The 15140-nt window shown below is 57.0% G+C and carries 14 protein-coding genes; 10 read left to right on the top strand and 4 right to left on the bottom strand.

The genetic code is table 11. The features are described from left to right. Positions 1–366: 366 nt before the first annotated feature. Positions 367–1488 carry an SGNH/GDSL hydrolase family protein gene (locus ABD796_RS05665; protein ID WP_344904110.1) on the top strand — a complete coding sequence of 374 codons (1122 nt, stop codon included), beginning with the start codon at positions 367–369 and terminating at the stop codon, positions 1486–1488. A 235-nt stretch (positions 1489–1723) separates the two neighbouring features. Further along, on the top strand, positions 1724–2698 hold the full coding sequence (locus ABD796_RS05660) for a stalk domain-containing protein (protein ID WP_344904107.1): 975 nt from the start codon (positions 1724–1726) through the stop codon (positions 2696–2698). Between the two features lie 293 nt (positions 2699–2991). On the opposite strand, the gene ABD796_RS05655 is transcribed toward ABD796_RS05660, so the two are convergent. Then, positions 2992–3567, bottom strand: coding sequence for a hypothetical protein (locus tag ABD796_RS05655; protein WP_344904104.1), 576 nt, complete (start codon positions 3565–3567; stop codon positions 2992–2994). A gap of 155 nt (positions 3568–3722) precedes the next feature. On the opposite strand from ABD796_RS05655, the gene ABD796_RS05650 reads away from it, so the two are divergent. After that, positions 3723–4724, top strand: coding sequence for a sugar phosphate isomerase/epimerase family protein (locus ABD796_RS05650; RefSeq protein ID WP_344904101.1), 1002 nt, complete (start codon positions 3723–3725; stop codon positions 4722–4724). A 73-nt stretch (positions 4725–4797) separates the two neighbouring features. Continuing rightward, a complete protein-coding gene (locus tag ABD796_RS05645; protein WP_344904098.1) occupies positions 4798–5310 on the top strand; it encodes a DUF6886 family protein in 513 nt (170 codons plus the stop codon). 100 nt (positions 5311–5410) lie between these two features. Here the strand turns inward: ABD796_RS05645 and ABD796_RS05640 are convergent, their stop codons facing one another. Further along, a complete protein-coding gene (locus tag ABD796_RS05640) occupies positions 5411–6232 on the bottom strand; it encodes a protein-glutamine gamma-glutamyltransferase (protein WP_344904095.1) in 822 nt (273 codons plus the stop codon). 428 nt (positions 6233–6660) lie between these two features. On the opposite strand from ABD796_RS05640, the gene ABD796_RS05635 reads away from it, so the two are divergent. The 3 genes from ABD796_RS05635 (at position 6661) to ABD796_RS05625 (ending at position 9265) form a co-directional block, all read left to right on the top strand. Next, complete coding sequence (locus ABD796_RS05635) at positions 6661–7797, top strand: amidohydrolase family protein (protein ID WP_344904092.1); 1137 nt, start codon at positions 6661–6663, stop codon at positions 7795–7797. After that, positions 7794–8144 (top strand): Rieske (2Fe-2S) protein, encoded by a 351-nt coding sequence (locus tag ABD796_RS05630; RefSeq protein ID WP_344904089.1) that lies wholly within the window; start codon positions 7794–7796, stop codon positions 8142–8144. Before ABD796_RS05635 ends, ABD796_RS05630 begins: the two co-directional genes overlap by 4 nt. Before the next feature lie 287 nt (positions 8145–8431). Beyond that, positions 8432–9265: an AraC family transcriptional regulator gene (locus tag ABD796_RS05625; RefSeq protein ID WP_344904086.1), complete on the top strand. Its 834-nt coding sequence runs from the start codon at positions 8432–8434 to the stop codon at positions 9263–9265. A 125-nt stretch (positions 9266–9390) separates the two neighbouring features. On the opposite strand, the gene ABD796_RS05620 is transcribed toward ABD796_RS05625, so the two are convergent. Continuing rightward, positions 9391–9939 carry a GNAT family N-acetyltransferase gene (locus ABD796_RS05620; RefSeq protein WP_344904083.1) on the bottom strand — a complete coding sequence of 183 codons (549 nt, stop codon included), beginning with the start codon at positions 9937–9939 and terminating at the stop codon, positions 9391–9393. A 261-nt stretch (positions 9940–10200) separates the two neighbouring features. Between ABD796_RS05620 and ABD796_RS05615 the strand changes: the two genes are divergently transcribed. The 3 genes from ABD796_RS05615 (at position 10201) to lplA (ending at position 13672) form a co-directional block, all read left to right on the top strand. Beyond that, positions 10201–11061, top strand: a complete 861-nt coding sequence (locus ABD796_RS05615; RefSeq protein WP_344904254.1) for a helix-turn-helix domain-containing protein — start codon at positions 10201–10203, stop codon at positions 11059–11061. A gap of 107 nt (positions 11062–11168) precedes the next feature. Beyond that, entirely contained in the window at positions 11169–12539 is a 1371-nt protein-coding gene (locus ABD796_RS05610; protein WP_344904080.1) for an alpha-L-fucosidase, read from the top strand. A 143-nt stretch (positions 12540–12682) separates the two neighbouring features. After that, positions 12683–13672, top strand: a complete 990-nt coding sequence (gene lplA / locus ABD796_RS05605; protein ID WP_344904075.1) for a lipoate--protein ligase — start codon at positions 12683–12685, stop codon at positions 13670–13672. A gap of 106 nt (positions 13673–13778) precedes the next feature. Here lplA and ABD796_RS05600 read toward each other — a convergent pair whose 3' ends face one another. Further along, complete coding sequence (locus tag ABD796_RS05600; RefSeq protein WP_344904072.1) at positions 13779–15137, bottom strand: ABC transporter substrate-binding protein; 1359 nt, start codon at positions 15135–15137, stop codon at positions 13779–13781. Positions 15138–15140: the final 3 nt, after the last annotated feature.

The raw sequence follows: 15140 nt of genomic DNA, 5'->3' as shown, positions 1-15140 counted from the left end.
TTCGTTACGTTAATTATCTAACGTTCCTTATTCGGTGTCCACTTTCTATGCTAACCGCAATATCGTACAAATTTTCGCTTTTTGAATGCCGCGTCTTGCTTTTTGTACGATTTTTCGCACAACGGCAATAAATTGGAATTGCTTTGGAGACAACTTATGTGAAATATCGTACAAATCTCTCCATGCTTCATAAGACGTTAGGGAAGAAGAGGCTCTCTGGACTTTCACATCACGTCAAGCACTGATTTTGAGGTAGAGCCAAAATAACAGCAAAAAATGAAATCGATTCCGCCTGGAGGCTGTGGTACAATCGGCATTGAACGCGATCAATAACGGCAATGTACCGTTCAAGGAGGCCGCAATACTATGGCGGAACAAACGACGCAATCGAACCGGGTCGATGCGCAGAAGCTGGACCCGAATATGAAACTGGATCAGCCGGGGAGACTCGGGCTGGAGTGGCTGTCGCCGAAGGAGGCGCCTTTCCGCTTGTCCGGATTCGCCTGGTTCGGGCAGGATGGCCTGTACCGGAGACTGCCGGCCAAGCCGAGCCATCCCTTGCCGCCGGCGGTGGACGCGCTGGCCAATTCGACGGCGGGCGGACAAATCATGTTCCGCACCGACTCGCCCAAGCTGGCGATCCGGGTGGAACTGGGCGGCAAGGCCAGCATGTACCATATGCCGGCGACCGGGCAATGCGGGTTCGACCTGTACTTGGGCGAAGCGGGCGATCAGCAGTACTGCGGCACGATCCGGTATGACCATACGCTGGAGACGTACGAGTCGGTGCTGTACGAATACGAGGCTGCGGATCGGCATATTACGCTCAACTTCCCGTTATATCAGGGAGTCAAGAACGTATGGATCGGCATCGAGCCGGGCTATGAGGTGCAGCCGCCGCTGCCGTACAAGAGCGGCAAGAAGGTAGTCGTCTACGGAACGTCGATCACGCAGGGAGGCTGTGCAACCCGTCCCGGCATGGCGTACACGAACATTTTGAGCCGCCGCATTCCGCTGGAATTCATCAATCTGGGCTTCTCCGGCAACGGCCGCGGCGAGTCCGAGGTGGCCCATGTGGTAAGCGAAATCGCCGATCCGGCGCTGATCGTGCTCGATTATGAAGCCAACGCTGTCGACGTCGAGATGATGGAGCGGACGCTGCCGGAATTTATCCGCATTTGCCGGGAAGCGCATCCGGATACGCCTATTCTGGTCGTATCGAAAATTCAGTACGCCCGCGAGCGATTCGATCCGCAATTGCTGCAAAGACGGCTGGACATGAAACGGGTGGAGATGGAAGCGGTAGAGGCCTGCCGCAGCAAAGGCGATACGAACATTCATTTCTTCGACGGCACCGTACTGCTCGGGACGGACAGCTACAACGAATGTACGGTCGACGGGGTGCACCCGACGGATCTCGGTTTCCTGCGGATGGCCGATACGCTGGAGCCGGTATTCAAGGCGCTTTTAAAGAACGAGCTGGAGTAACGAAATCCAATGAAGGCTATAACGAGAGGGTGTTCCGGATCGAGCGGAACCCTCTTTTTGCTTTTTAAAGGGATTTATTTCCAATTTGTCGAAAGTAAGCAATGGGGGAGGCCATGCAATCGACAGCTGCATGCGCGCTTATCGTCAGTTGGCGTGGCAGGGCTGCAAATGAGTTATTCACAGGGCTCCGGTTTGTCATTACATCGAACTAATAATAGAGGGGGTTGTATGAGTAATGAAAAAGTTTGTTTTGGGATTGGTACTCGGAATACTGCTTTCCCTTTCATCCGTTGCCGTAGCATCTAACAAATTGGAAGTGATTAAACAATCGATCAATTTCGTAGTTAACGGCAAGACAATATCGATGGGCCAGGAATATGCAGCTTTTAATTACGATGGCCATTTGTATATGCCGATTCGCTTTTTCGCAGAATCAATAGGGGCCTCTATTGGTTACAATGCTGCCAGTGAAACGGTTTCTGTCCTGTTCTCGACGAATCGGATCGTTATAAAAGATCCCCTTTTTCCGAGTATAAGTGTCGGCAATTTGGTCCTTAATCAGAAAGGCGGTGAGACCAGTATACAGGGCCAGCTGCTAGTCGATGAAAATCTGGAAACCCAAAAAAATCCACGCTACTGTTTCTTTACGTTACATTTCTATAACCAATCCGGGATGGAAATAGGCCAGGCCGATTACGGGGTATTATTGGACCGCCCAAATCAAATGGGGGGGATCCACCCATTTCAGACCAGGGGCAACGGGGATTTGACTCATTATGCTCGCATAGAACTTAAAGTCGGCTATTTCGATGAGACTCCCATTAAAGGAAGCCTCCCCCCCGTTCCGTACATCAAAAGCAATGCAAACCTATCGCCGTTACTATCTTCGTATTGTTGGATTGGATGTGCCGACTACCCTGGCCCGGTGAGACGAGTTGAAAACCAAAAGCCGGTGCAAGTACTGCCTGGTGATAGCGTTACAGTCGAATTTGATTATACGCCAAAGCCTGCTGCGGTAACGGTTACCAGGTATCGTATTGAAAACGGGCAGCAAGTGGAGACCGCAAGGGAACCGCTCATAGATAATGTCTTTTCCTTTCCATCGGAAGAAGGAGTTTATGTATATCAAATATTTGCCCAATGGAAGATTTCCGAAAAATATGTTAGTGGAGATGCAAGCTATGTCTTTATCGTACAAGTTGAGCGGTAAGGAAGATGAACCGCAAACGAAGCCAGCCATCGGGTACTAGCGGGATACACGATTTGTTCGTTCATATGCGCTCTGCTTCATTCGAACGGATTGCCGACTTTCCAACATAATCGCGTCATCGCCCATCCGATCGTCATGTCGATCGTCGACAAGCTACTCGGAGCGGACAGCCGCTGTGTCTGCTACCGCCAAGCGGCTGTTTCGGTACGAGCGAATCGGCGATCCGGTACGGATGCCTTGGGATTGGAGCTAAAGCCGTACCGTCCCGGCATGACCGCTTTCGTGCAGGCCGCTTATCTCTCGCTTCGCCGCAGAAGGTGCCAGCGGTTCTCATGCTTGCGCAGCAGCGGGTGCGCGTCGAAGGGTCTCGCTTCCTCTACCACGACAAGCCGAAGCCGGCGAATCCAGTCTTCGAATCCTTGATAGGAGGCGAACCGATTGGCATAGGCCGCGCTCATGCCTATAAAGTACGGGGAAGCGTACCGTTCGTGCATATAGCGAAGCGCCACGTCAATCGGCGTATACTTTTTGCGCTTGTGCTCCCAGCCGTCTATGGAGAACGGTACCGCAGCGTCCAGCCGTTCGACTGTTTCTTTCAGGTGCTTCTCGCGCTTGTACAAAGGGGACGGATAGTGGACGCCCATTCGCTTCAACGTCTCCTCGTGAGGAACGTAAAGCACGGCGCGCGTCATCCATCGTTGCTCCGCCCATTTCGTCAACATTTGCAGCGCGGCGACGTCCAGGCCGCCGTCTGCGCTCGCCTCCCCTTCCTCGGTCAGCTCGAAGCTGTCGTAGATGAACAGCGTTCCTTTCGTGGTTTCCGACTCGGCTCCGTGGCCGAGATCCGTTTGCATCGGCGTGCGATCCATACTTAACTCCCTCCTGTTCTTCTTCATAGTATGACGCTTCGGCGCGCCGTTCAACCTGCGGCACGGGATTGGCAAGGGGGAACGACAAAGAAGGAGTTGGCAGGGCCGCAAGCGAAACATAAAGGCGAGCGCAAAAAAGGCACGGTCGGCAAAGCTTGAACCCCATTCGCAGCGTGAAGAAGACGGAGAGCGGAGACGGCGGCGTCACGATCGTAAACCGAGCGGAGGAAAGGGAGGAGACGGCAATGAGACGATTGCAGTTGGGCATGTGGCATCAATGCGACCCGGCGAGGTGGGAACGATACAGCCTCGGGATGCTGAACGGCTTGGAAATTAGCGGGTACCAGGACGAGGCGGAACTGGAGAAGGCTCGTACGTTTTGTGACCGTCATGGTCTGCAATTCGGCGTTCACGGTCCGATCCTAAGCGGACGAGGCTATGAGCTGCCGCTGCTTCTGTCGCCCGATGCGGCGGAACGGGGCGAAGCGCTGCGCCGCGTCGAGGCGGAAACCGAGCTGGCTTCCAGATACGGGGCCGACTACATTCTGTTTCATTATCCGTATTTGCCGGTATTTCAGCCGCCCCTTCGCCGCAGGTTTGCCCGTATGCCGGATGCGGCGGCTCGATACGGCTATGATCGGCTCCCGATAGACCGGTTTCGCTCGCTTTCGGAGCGACTGTTTGCCGAACTGGAGCAATTGCAGCGCCGGTATGACCAGCGCATCGTGCTGGAGCACGACTTCTTCGGCGACTATGGGGATTGGGTCGCGGAGGCGTTCGAGAATCACCCGAGTATCGGGCTGGTCGTCGATACCGCCCGTCTGGACATTGCGGCGAAAGCGTTTCACGACTTCGATCCGTTCGCTTGGCTGGAGCGGACCGCTTCTTCCGTATATGTAGTCCATTACAGCAATGTCCATTACGCGGACGAGACGTTTGTTCACCATTTGCCTGTTCGGAAAGGGCAGGACGGAGACGCGACATATGGAGAGGCCTACGCTTACCTGGCGTTCGTTGCGGCGCGGAATTCGCGGTTTCATCTGACCTTCGAGCACGACGCCGATCGGGTCGGGACGGACGAGCTGGCCGAGATTTACAGAAGGGCGGCGGCGGTTTGCGGCTTAACGGGCGAAGCTCATGCAGCCGAAAACCGATAAACCCGTTCTTTCCTTTGCATTCGGCCCATCGCTCCTTTACGGTAGGGGTAACCGATTGAATGGAGGTGAGCGGATGGAGCTTTTTCATTTTAGCGAGGAGCCGGATATTGAGGTTTTCCGGCCCCGGCAGGCCCCGGCGTTCCCGGAGCTGCCGCCGGTCGTGTTCGCACTCGACAGGGAACGGAGTCCGCACTATTATTTCCCCAGAGATTGTCCGAGAGTCATTTATTGGAAAAACGAGCGGACGACCCGACAGGACGAGCTGGCCTTCCTGTCGCATTCGGCCGCCGGCAAGGTCGTTGCCGTGGAAAACGGCTGGCTCGACCGCATTCGTCAAACGAAGCTGTACCGGTACGCGTTTCCCGCCGCCGGTTTCCGGATGCTTGACGGATCCGCCGGCTACTACGTCTCGACCGACGTTGTGAAGCCTCTTCGTGTCGAGCCGGTCGGCGATCTGCTCGCTTTGCTGCTCGTGGAGCGGGTGGAGCTTCGCTTCACGCCTTCCCTGCACCCGCTTCGCGATCGGGTCATCGCCTCCACGCTGGATTTCTCCATCATCCGCTTCCGCAACGCCGCTAAGCCGTAGTCTGCCGCATGGAGCGAATAAGCGAGCCGGTCGCGCGAGAGCCGGCCCGGCGGCAACAGCCCCGGCGGCAGTGCCCGCCCCGTTAGCCAATTCTCCCGGATCAACCGTACACGCGCGTGCGTCTGCCGATTCGCCCGGCGATGGCGCCCGCCGGCCACGACCTGGCGAAAGCCGGCCCCGACGTCCCAGAGCGTACCTGCGTTTCTTGCAGAATCGCGCTGTAGTCCGGATGCGTTGTTCGTTCGAACAGGCGGGCGGAGATTTGGCTGCCGGGCCTGCGATTTTCGTTCAGCTCGTCGATAATTCCCCGCTCGTTTTTGATGCCGATGCCGTGCCCGAACAGCATATCCCCCGTCAGCTTTACGACATTTTCGCCTTGCCACTGAGGCGTCTCCGGATTGTAGTCCGGATTGATGTAATACAGAACGTCCCCGGGGAACGTCTCCCGCTTGCCGTCCTCGGTCACAAGCGGCATATCCGAATCGTGCTCCCACGAGTACAGGTACAGGTTGCCGAACAGCCGGTCGAACGTCTCGTCGCCGATCGTATCGAGCACGGCCTTGTACAGGACGATGACGATCGCCGTCGCGCATTCGAACCCGTATTCCCCTCCGTTCGCATAAATGTCCCGTATCGCGGCAGAGGGGCTGGCCCGTTTGCGCAATTCGAAGCCTCCCTCGTTCGTGCGTCTCCAATAGTTGTTGTTGGCGCGGGATTTCTTGAACGTGGCGAACGCCACTTCGCTGTGCTCCAGCGCGATCGCCGCGGCTACGGTGGCCGCCCTCAGCTTCAGCTCAAACAGCAGCTCGTCGGCCGTCTCGTAATGAAACGGCGTGGAGCTGCCCATCTTCTGCTCATAGATGACCCTTTCCGTTCCGGATAGCAAATCCGGGCGAATGGCGCCTTGCCCTACCGTAATCATCGCTCCACTCCCCATTTGGTATTAGAGTCGCCAATGGCGGTATTCCGGCTATTGTATGCGGTTGGGGGCGGAAAATAGAACGCCGGGGCCTCGCGCAACATCTGCCAATAATCCAGATTTCCCGGTTGAACCTCCATTCCTTATCCGGCAATGCGATTTTATAATCAAGGTATGACGACAGGGCAATCGTGTTTGACATAGTCCGGCTATGCAGAGAAGGCGGAGGGGGGCCTTTGGGTCCGCAAAAGCGAAGCGGTCGCCTTTGAGATCGGATTCCGCCAGCTATCACCCAAACAGGGAATCCGATTTCAAGTGCGATTGGAGGAGCAAAGGTCACCGCAGCCTCGCTTTGCCGCCGATTTTTTATGCGATTGCCCGGGTATGACGACAACGTATCTTGACGCAGAGGAAGAGAGGAAGAGAACGCCATGAACCGTGCGCCCAAATGGATTGACACCGACGTGCACAATGCGATTCGCCATCCGAAGGACCTGCTCCCGTATTTGCCGAAAGTCTGGCACAGCCAATGGCTCGGTCAAGGCATCGGCGTGGCGAGTCCTTACTATTCCCCCATCGGAGTGATGCGCAAGGACGCCCAAACGCCCGAAGGCGGTCAGCCGGGCAGCGATCCCCACTATTTGCTCCGCCACCATATGGATAAATACGGAATCGATTACTCCATCCTGACCGGCTCGGGCGTTCTCGGCATATCGCTGCACGTCGATCCGGATTATGCCAATGCCGTCGTGACGGCCTACAACGAATGGTTGGCGGAGCATTGGCTCAAGGTAAGCCCGCGCTTCAAAGGATCGATCCTGATCAACGCCTCGGACCCGGCGTACGCAGCCGGGGAAATCGACCGGTGGGCATCCCATCCCGATATGGTCCAGGTCATTATGGCAAGCGGGGCGCGGATGCCTTACGGGCAACGATTCTATCACCCGATCTACGAGGCGTGCGAGCGCAACGGGCTGCCGATTGCCGTGCATCCGGGCACGGAGGGCAGAGGTACGGCAGGGCCACCTACGCCTTCCGGGTATCCGAGCCGGTACTTGGAATGGCACAACATATTGCCGACGAACTACATGACGCATGTTAACAGTCTGGTGTGCGAAGGCGTATTCGAGAAATTTCCGAAGCTGACGTTCGTGGCGATCGAGGGCGGCATCGCGTGGCTGCCTCACCTGATGTGGCGGATGGACAAAAACTACAAAGCGCTCCGCGACACGGTTCCTTGGCTGAAACGGCTGCCGTCGGAATATATCAAAACCCATATCCGTCTGACGACGCAGCCGATCGAGGAACCGGAGAAGCCGGAGCATCTCGTGCAAATATTCGATATGTGCGACGCCGAGCATACGGTCATGTTCTCGACGGATTATCCCCACTGGGATTTCGACAATCCGAAGGTGGTGCTGAATGCGCTGCCGAAGCGGATGCGGGAGGGCATTATGGCCGGAAATGCAAGCAAGCTGTACGGGCTGCACGAGATTGCAGCGGAGACGGGACCGGCCGCCTCGTCCGACGACAGCCGGGAGACGGACGGAGGCGACGACGGAAGATGAACCGTTATTATGCGGCGAAGGCCGGGGAAGTCCGGACAAAGGGACGGATGATCGTCGAGGTCAAGGGCATGGAGATCGGCCTTTTCCACGTGGACGGACAGTTTTATGCCTGGCGCAACGTATGCCCGCACGCCGCCGCTCCGGTATGCGAGGGGCCGGTATGCGGGACGAGGTTGCCTTCGCTCGTCTACGAATACGAATACGGCAAGCATCTCGAAATTGTGCGCTGTCCTTGGCACGGCTGGGAATTCGATCTGAAGGACGGCAGGCATCTGGGGGGAGACGCGAAGCTGCGCGGCTTTCCTGTCGAGACGGATGGCGACGAGCTCTATGTGCTAATGCGGTAAGAGCAGCCAATTTTGCTTAGAATGACCGCGGCATCGCCGGTAATCCTCGTTTCGCATGAGACAACCACAGTTTGAAGCGGTCTTCCGGCGACACTGGCGGACCTGGCGACAATCGAAACCGTGCGCCATAACCTTCCCGAGTCCGTGATCGATGCGGCGACGGAGGGTTTTTCGCTTATAGGTCGTCTGGTACAATAGAAACAAAACGGATCGTACGGGGCGGCCGGGACTTTGCCAAAGTTTGCGGCGAGAATCGTCCATTCGTGCGCACGGAGGGAAGGGAACCGGTGGATTACGACTTTTTGCTTTCTTTCAGCCCCGGGATTATCGACGTGGTGAAGCGGGATGAGGCGTTTTGGCGGGAATTCAACTATGAGCTGGTACGCAAACAGTCGATGCGGCACATTTTGGCTCTGGTCACCGAGGGGAAGGGCGTGCTGGAGCTTGGCGACACGGTCGCTCAACTGGTGCCGGGCACGGTCTTTCAATGCTGGCCCGGCAATCGGCTGCGCATTACGACCGACAGTCGGGATACGTTATCTTTTTATTCGGTCCATTTCGGGTACGGTCATCTAAGATGGGTCCGGGATGAGGATCGTTGGGAGGGAAGGGTAAACGGCCCGCTGCCCGTTCCCGTGAGCGTGGAGACGCATCGGGACGTGCGGCTGCTGGAGTCGTTCGAGAACGTTTTCGACATATGGAATAAAAAGAACGCCGGCTACGAGTGGCGGGCGAAGCTGGAATTTCTCCAGCTGCTGGAACGGTTCGCGGCGATTCTGAGAAGCAGGTCCGGCAAAGACGGCAGAGACGACGAGACGTTGAACCGGACCATCGCCTACATGAAGCAGCATATGCACGAGACGCTTAGCCGGGAGCGGCTGGCCCGGGAATGCTCGCTGTCTCCGGGGTACTTCTCCGCGTTTTTCAAGCTGCACACCGGACGCAGCCCAATGCAATATTTGCTTAAAATCCGCATGGATACGGCACGGCAGCTGCTCCGCGGAACCCGTCTGCCGATTCGGGAGGTTGCTTTGCAGGTGGGCTTTGTCGACTCGTTTTATTTTGCGCGGCTGTTCAAGAAAGAAACCGGTCTGGCACCGAGCGTATACCGCCAGATGTAGAGCGCGCCAGTGCCCAGGCGAGAGCATACCGATGACTGCACGGCGGCGAAAGTATGGCGGCGATGGCGGCACGGCGTGATCGGCTGGACCTCCCGCACGGCTGAAGCAACGGCGAAGCGGGCACTTTATTTCCGGTAAGCCTGCTGATGAAACCGGGTAATACTGCGGAACAAAGTTTCTCCGTCGTCCGGGAGCGGATCGTCCTGGCGGAAGCTTAGCGCCATGGCCCGGTACGGCTCGGGAACCCAAATGTAGTGGTGCACATAGTCGGTGAGGCGGAATCCGCATTGCTCCCAGAAGCGGATACGGCGGAGGTTTTCGTTCGAGGGATCGGCTTCGACCTCGACGATAATGCCTCTGCACCTGGCGCTTGTCTCCGCCCATGTCCGGATGCGTTCCAGGAACAGGCGGCCATAGCCTCGGCTCTGGACTTCCCGCTTGACGGCGATATAGTCGATCAGCAGCGCAGAAGCCCGGGCGTCGATGCCGGTAAGGGCCATAGCGATCGTTTCGTTGTCTACGGCTGCTGTATGCAGGCGGCACAGCCCTCTTTCGAACATGCGCCGTATAATGGCTTCGGGTTTTCGGCCGTGCTCGGGAAACGCATGGCGGTAAATCGGCTCGGCCAGGCGCCAGATCGTCTCATTCCATTCGGCGGTTACGCGGTAGTCCATCGGTAATATCCCTCCGGCTCTATCATACCAGACGGCGCTCTTGAAATCACAATCGCCCCGGAGGTCGAATCCTGTCTCCGAGCGACGGCAGGCCGCCGGTATACCCCCCTCGCCCCGACCGCCCATCCAAACCTCAGCCGAACGGGCGGCTTCGCATCGTACCTATCGCCCGTTCCCTCTTCTCGCCATATTTGCATATGTCAACCTATGAAATATAATAAGGGCATGCCGGCTGCATAGGGGGACTGCCATTTGAAATGTATGGAGCTTTCCATCACAACGCTGCCCCAGCACGTCACGGCAGGTCATACGGTCTGGCCGCCGGGGACGAAGCATTTCGAGAGGCGATTTGACGTATACGACGTCGTGTTTGTCAAAACCGGCGCGCTCTATATGACCGAGAACGGCGTTCCTTACGAAGTCAAGCCGGGCGAAGTGCTCGTGCTGGAGCCGGGCTTGCTGCATTACGGTCATGAAGCCTCCCGGGAAGAGACCGAGATGTATTGGCTTCATTTCGTTCATAGCGTTCCGGCACGCATCGTGGATAGCGGCGATATTGCATGGAAAACGGTGCTGCAGGCGGGGACAAGTCGGGATGTGATTCCGCCGCAGCATGTGATGATCTTACCCAAGTATGCCTCGACCGACTTCCAGCTGTTCGAGCCGCTGCTCGAGCGGCTCGTCCGGCAGCAGCGCATGCTGACGCTGGAACGCTCGCTGGAGGCTCATGTTCTGATGCTGCAATTGCTCGCTCAGCTTCAATATTCGCTGTGCCGCCAGCTTGCTCCGCAAACCCGGGCAATCTCGGAACGGGCGATCCATTATTTGAAGCAAACGATGCGGGAGCCGTTTCGCGCCAAGGAGATGGAGCGGGAGCTGCATTTCGATTACGACTATATAGCGCGCTGCTTTAAAAAATATACCGGCATGACGCCAGTCAAATACGTCCAACACCTGCGCATCGAGGAAGCGAAATCGCTGCTGCATCGCACCGACCTGCCGCTGGCCGAGATCGGCGAGCGAATCGGCATTCTCGACGTCAATTATTTGGTCCGGCTGTTCAAGGAAATGACCGGCACGACTCCGATTCGCTACCGTTTGGCGGGGAGGGGCTACGTATAGAAGGGAACGGAGCGAAGTCGTTCTGGTGCTATGTGGGGTCGGCCTGGCCTGTAGGAAACGGCCGGCGGATGCGCTACCTTGTATAGAGAAGGGAGGCGGAGCATCAGATGGGTTCGCAAAGACGATCCGTTCCGCACGATTGGGAATGGTTTACGAAAGGACGTTACGGCGCATTTCTCCATTGGGGGCCTTATGCCGAGCTGGGCCGGGGCGAGCAGGCGCTGTTCCGGGAACACCTGGATCAGCGGGAATACGAGGAGCGGGCGTGCCGCTGGAATCCGCAGCAATTCGATCCTCGGCAGTGGGCTTACGTGATCAAGAAGGCGGGAATGAAATATGCCTGCTTTACGACCCGGCATCATGACGGCTACTGCCTGTGGGACACGCAGTATACCGACTATTCCAGCGCCAGGCAGGCGCCGGGCCGGGACTTTGTACAGGAGTTTGTCGACGCGTTCCGCGCGGAAGGGCTGCGTATCGGCTTGTATTACTCCTGGGCCGACTGGCGGGTACCGGCATTCTTCGACGGTCCGGATCGGGACCCCGAGGGCTGGGAGGCGATGCGGCGTTATATGCACGGACAGGTCGAGGAGCTGCTGACGAAATACGGGCGGATCGACCACTTTTTCTTCGACGGGGCATGGCCGCGCAGCTATACCGAGCTGGGCAGCCCGGAGCTGCTCCGCCGCATGCGCCAGCTGCAGCCGCACATCTTGATCAACAACCGGCTCGGCGCTGCCGACCCGGGTCAAGGAAGCCATGCCGACGGCGGGGAAGGAGCCGGAGAGCGGTCCGATATGGGCGACTTCGGCACGCCCGAGCATCGGATTGCCGCCGAAGCGGACCGGCTGTGGGAATCGTGCCAGGTCACGACGTGGCGGCTGTGGGGATATGCCTACGGCGAGCGGTGGAAGCCGGCCGACGCATGGCTCGATTTGCTGTGCGAGTGCGCCGAAACGGGCGACGGAGGGGGAGGCAATCTGCTGCTCAATGTCGGCCCGCAGCCGGATGGCCAACTGCCTGCGCCATTCGTGGAACGGGCGCTGGAGATCGGTCGTTGGCTGGACATTCATGGAGAAGCCGTCTTCGATACCGACGGCGGATCGCTGACCGAATTCGTCACCCGCGGACGGCAGACGATGAAAGGAAACTGTCTGTACTTGATCATCCGCTTCTGGGACGGCCGGCCGGAGCTGAGGCTCGCCGATCTGACGTCTCCGGTGCGCAGCGTTACGCTGCTGACTACAGGCCAGCCGCTTGCTTTCGAGCGGCAGGGCGAAGATTTGCTCATCCGCGGCTTGCCTGCGGAGCGGCCGACCTCGCTGTTCCCGGTTATCAAGATCGAGTGCGAGGGCAGGCCGGAGACGAATGCTTGGGGCAAGCAGCGGCTCTGGTCCGGCGATCCCCGTCGGATTGCCGAATGGGCGAGAACGCGCGGCACGACCGTGTTCGTCGGCGGCGGACCGGAGAGGCTTTAAACTTGATCGATCGACTCATGAAGGGAAGCTCCCAGTTGCCGGGCCGGCTCCGCCGGTGGAACATCTTCCGCCGATAAGGTATATTGGTGATGACGGCCGTCTTCGGACGGACGGATACGCTAGCGGAACAAGGAGACGACGCCATGCAGTTCATCGATAACCGCGGCATAACCGATCCGACGCTGAATTTGGCGTTGGAGGAATATGCGCTCAAGAACTTGCCCTCGGACGAGGACTATTTGCTGTTCTATATCAACGAGCCGTCGATCATTATCGGCAAAAATCAAAATACGGTGGAAGAGATCAACGCCGATTACGTGAAGGAAAACGGTATTAACGTCGTGCGCCGTCTATCCGGCGGGGGTGCGGTATACCACGATCTGGGCAACCTCAATTTCAGCTTTATTACGAATGACGACGGCAAGTCTTTTCACAATTACCGCAAATTTACGGAGCCGGTCGTGCAGGCGCTGCGCCAGCTGGGCGTGGAGGCGGAGCTTACCGGACGCAACGACGTTCAGGTCGGCGAGCGCAAAATATCCGGCAACGCCCAATACTCCACCAAAGGCCGCATGTTCAGCCATGGCACGCTGATGTTTGATTCGGAGATCGACCATGTCGTGTCAGCGCTGAACGTCAATCTGGCCAAAATCCAGTCGAAGGGCGTCAAGTCGATCCGCAGCAGGGTGGCGAACATCTCCGAGTTTTTGCGCGAGCCGCTTACCGTCGACGCATTCCGCTGGAAGCTGCTGGAGTCGATCTTCGGCGGCGAGGACGTGCCGCAAGTTGCTCTGACCGAAGCGGATTGGGAGGCAGTGCGGCGACTGGCCGACGAGCGATACCGGAGCTGGGACTGGAATTACGGCAAGTCGCCGTCGTTCAACGTCCAGAAGACGAAGCGGATCGAGGGTGTAGGCACGTTCGACGTCCGGCTCAACGTCGAGGGCGGCAAAATCGCCGGAGCGGCGATCTACGGCGACTTCTTCGGTGTAGGCGAGGCAAGCGAATTTGCGGACAAGCTGGTCGGCGTCAGGTACGATGAGGCGGCGGTCGGCGAGCTGTTGAAGGAGATCGATTTGACCCATTACTTCGGGCGGCTGACGCAGGAGCAATGGCTAGAGCTGATGTTTTAACGCGAACAGAGGCTGTCCCGACGGGACAGCCTCTTGTTAAACTTTCTGTACCAAGAAAAGCAACCTCTTCGATCCGAAGCTTTTCTTACGCGGTCAGAATCGACGATTATTTTTTGGATGCCTTCTGCTCGGCGATGCCTTTGTTGATCAGTTCTTCGGCTGTGCGCAGCGCAGTGTTGACGTCTACTTGCAATCCTTCCGTAAACATCTTTTGCACTTCGGCGATCAGGATTCCTTGCGCCTTCGTGAAGTTGACCAGGCCGGGGGCTCTTGCAGGAGGCTCCGCGGCCGGCTTATTGTAGAGGAACGCAGCTGTGTTTTTGCCTTTGTAGAACGTGCTGTCTTGGTTGAACGTCTGTTTCATCTCGGGCGTAATTTTGGCCAACACGGGCGCAAGCCCTTTGCGATTCAGCTTCGCCTGCACTTCATCCGACGTCATGTAAGCGGCTACATTTATTGCGGCTTCTTTGTTTTTGCTTGCGTTCGTAATGAACATGAAGCGCGGGCTTCCCCATAGCGCGCCGTTCGGCTTTTCTTTGAACGTAGGCACGGAGACGATATCCCATTCGAAGGTGGTGAACTTCTCTGGCTGGGCAAAAATTTGCATGCCGGAGGTGCCGGTTGCGAATACTTTCAAATCCTCTTCCGTATATCCCGTCTTGCTGTCAAACGACAGGCCGGGGAGCTTGTAGAAGCGGACGAAGCCTTCGATCAGCGTCTTCCACTGGTCCGTGTTGACCGCTGCCTTGTCTTCTTTCGCATCGAGGTAAGGCAGGCTGAACTGGTTGAACTCCATAAACATTTGATGCCAGCGTTCACTATAGCCGCGGTATTGAATGCCGCCTTCATTTCTTGTCAGTTTTTTGGCGATTTCATAGGCATCGTCCCACGTCATGCCGTCTTTCGGATACGCAACGCCGAACTTGTCGAACAGCGTTTTGTTGTAGTGAAGTGCGAATACTGGGGCGTTCAGCGGCAGGCCGATAATTTTTCCGCTTGTGTAATATTTCATTGTATCCAGGTAAGTGGGCTCGATTCGGGACAAATCGAATTTGCTGGTTTTGATCAGCTCGGACAAGTCTTGATCCAGCCCGAACTCCAGAATCGTGTTCGGGATCGTTCCCTTTGTGCCGATGATGATGTCTGGTACATTCCCGGAGGCGACGAGATCGCCCATTTTCGAACTCGATTCAATACCGGTCAACGTGTAATTCGGAAATTTCTCTTTAATAAGAGGAGCCAGCAGCTCGTCGAACTCCTGTTTGTTCGAAGAGTTCAAGTATATCGAAAGCTCGGCCGGTTTTTGAGTGTCCGGCTGTTGCTGAACCGCTTTCCCGCTTTGCGGATTGGAATTGTCCGTATTTCCCGTGGACCCCGTGCTCGTGCTGCTACCGCAACCGGTTAACGCAATTGCCCCAGCGGACAAAATAGTAAACGCATACATTAACTTGCGCATTGTCATCATCGT

It is taken from the genome of Paenibacillus hodogayensis, assembly GCF_039536325.1.
GTDB lineage: Bacteria > Bacillota > Bacilli > Paenibacillales > NBRC-103111 > Paenibacillus_AB > Paenibacillus_AB hodogayensis.
The sequence above is the reverse complement of the archived record's forward strand: the minus strand, read 5'-3'. Positions and strand labels throughout refer to the sequence as shown.

What these genes read in the sequence shown, in the direction of transcription:
- ABD796_RS05665 (WP_344904110.1), top strand. Translation starts at nt 367, where the DNA reads ATGGCGGAACAAACGACGCAATCGAACCGGGTCGATGCGCAGAAGCTG.
- ABD796_RS05660 (WP_344904107.1), top strand. Translation starts at nt 1,724, where the DNA reads ATGAAAAAGTTTGTTTTGGGATTGGTACTCGGAATACTGCTTTCCCTT.
- ABD796_RS05655 (WP_344904104.1), bottom strand. Translation starts at nt 3,567, where the DNA reads ATGGATCGCACGCCGATGCAAACGGATCTCGGCCACGGAGCCGAGTCG.
- ABD796_RS05645 (WP_344904098.1), top strand. Translation starts at nt 4,798, where the DNA reads ATGGAGCTTTTTCATTTTAGCGAGGAGCCGGATATTGAGGTTTTCCGG.
- ABD796_RS05640 (WP_344904095.1), bottom strand. Translation starts at nt 6,232, where the DNA reads ATGATTACGGTAGGGCAAGGCGCCATTCGCCCGGATTTGCTATCCGGA.
- ABD796_RS05635 (WP_344904092.1), top strand. Translation starts at nt 6,661, where the DNA reads ATGAACCGTGCGCCCAAATGGATTGACACCGACGTGCACAATGCGATT.
- ABD796_RS05630 (WP_344904089.1), top strand. Translation starts at nt 7,794, where the DNA reads ATGAACCGTTATTATGCGGCGAAGGCCGGGGAAGTCCGGACAAAGGGA.
- ABD796_RS05620 (WP_344904083.1), bottom strand. Translation starts at nt 9,939, where the DNA reads ATGGACTACCGCGTAACCGCCGAATGGAATGAGACGATCTGGCGCCTG.
- ABD796_RS05615 (WP_344904254.1), top strand. Translation starts at nt 10,201, where the DNA reads ATGGAGCTTTCCATCACAACGCTGCCCCAGCACGTCACGGCAGGTCAT.
- ABD796_RS05610 (WP_344904080.1), top strand. Translation starts at nt 11,169, where the DNA reads ATGGGTTCGCAAAGACGATCCGTTCCGCACGATTGGGAATGGTTTACG.
- lplA (WP_344904075.1), top strand. Translation starts at nt 12,683, where the DNA reads ATGCAGTTCATCGATAACCGCGGCATAACCGATCCGACGCTGAATTTG.
- ABD796_RS05600 (WP_344904072.1), bottom strand. Translation starts at nt 15,137, where the DNA reads ATGATGACAATGCGCAAGTTAATGTATGCGTTTACTATTTTGTCCGCT.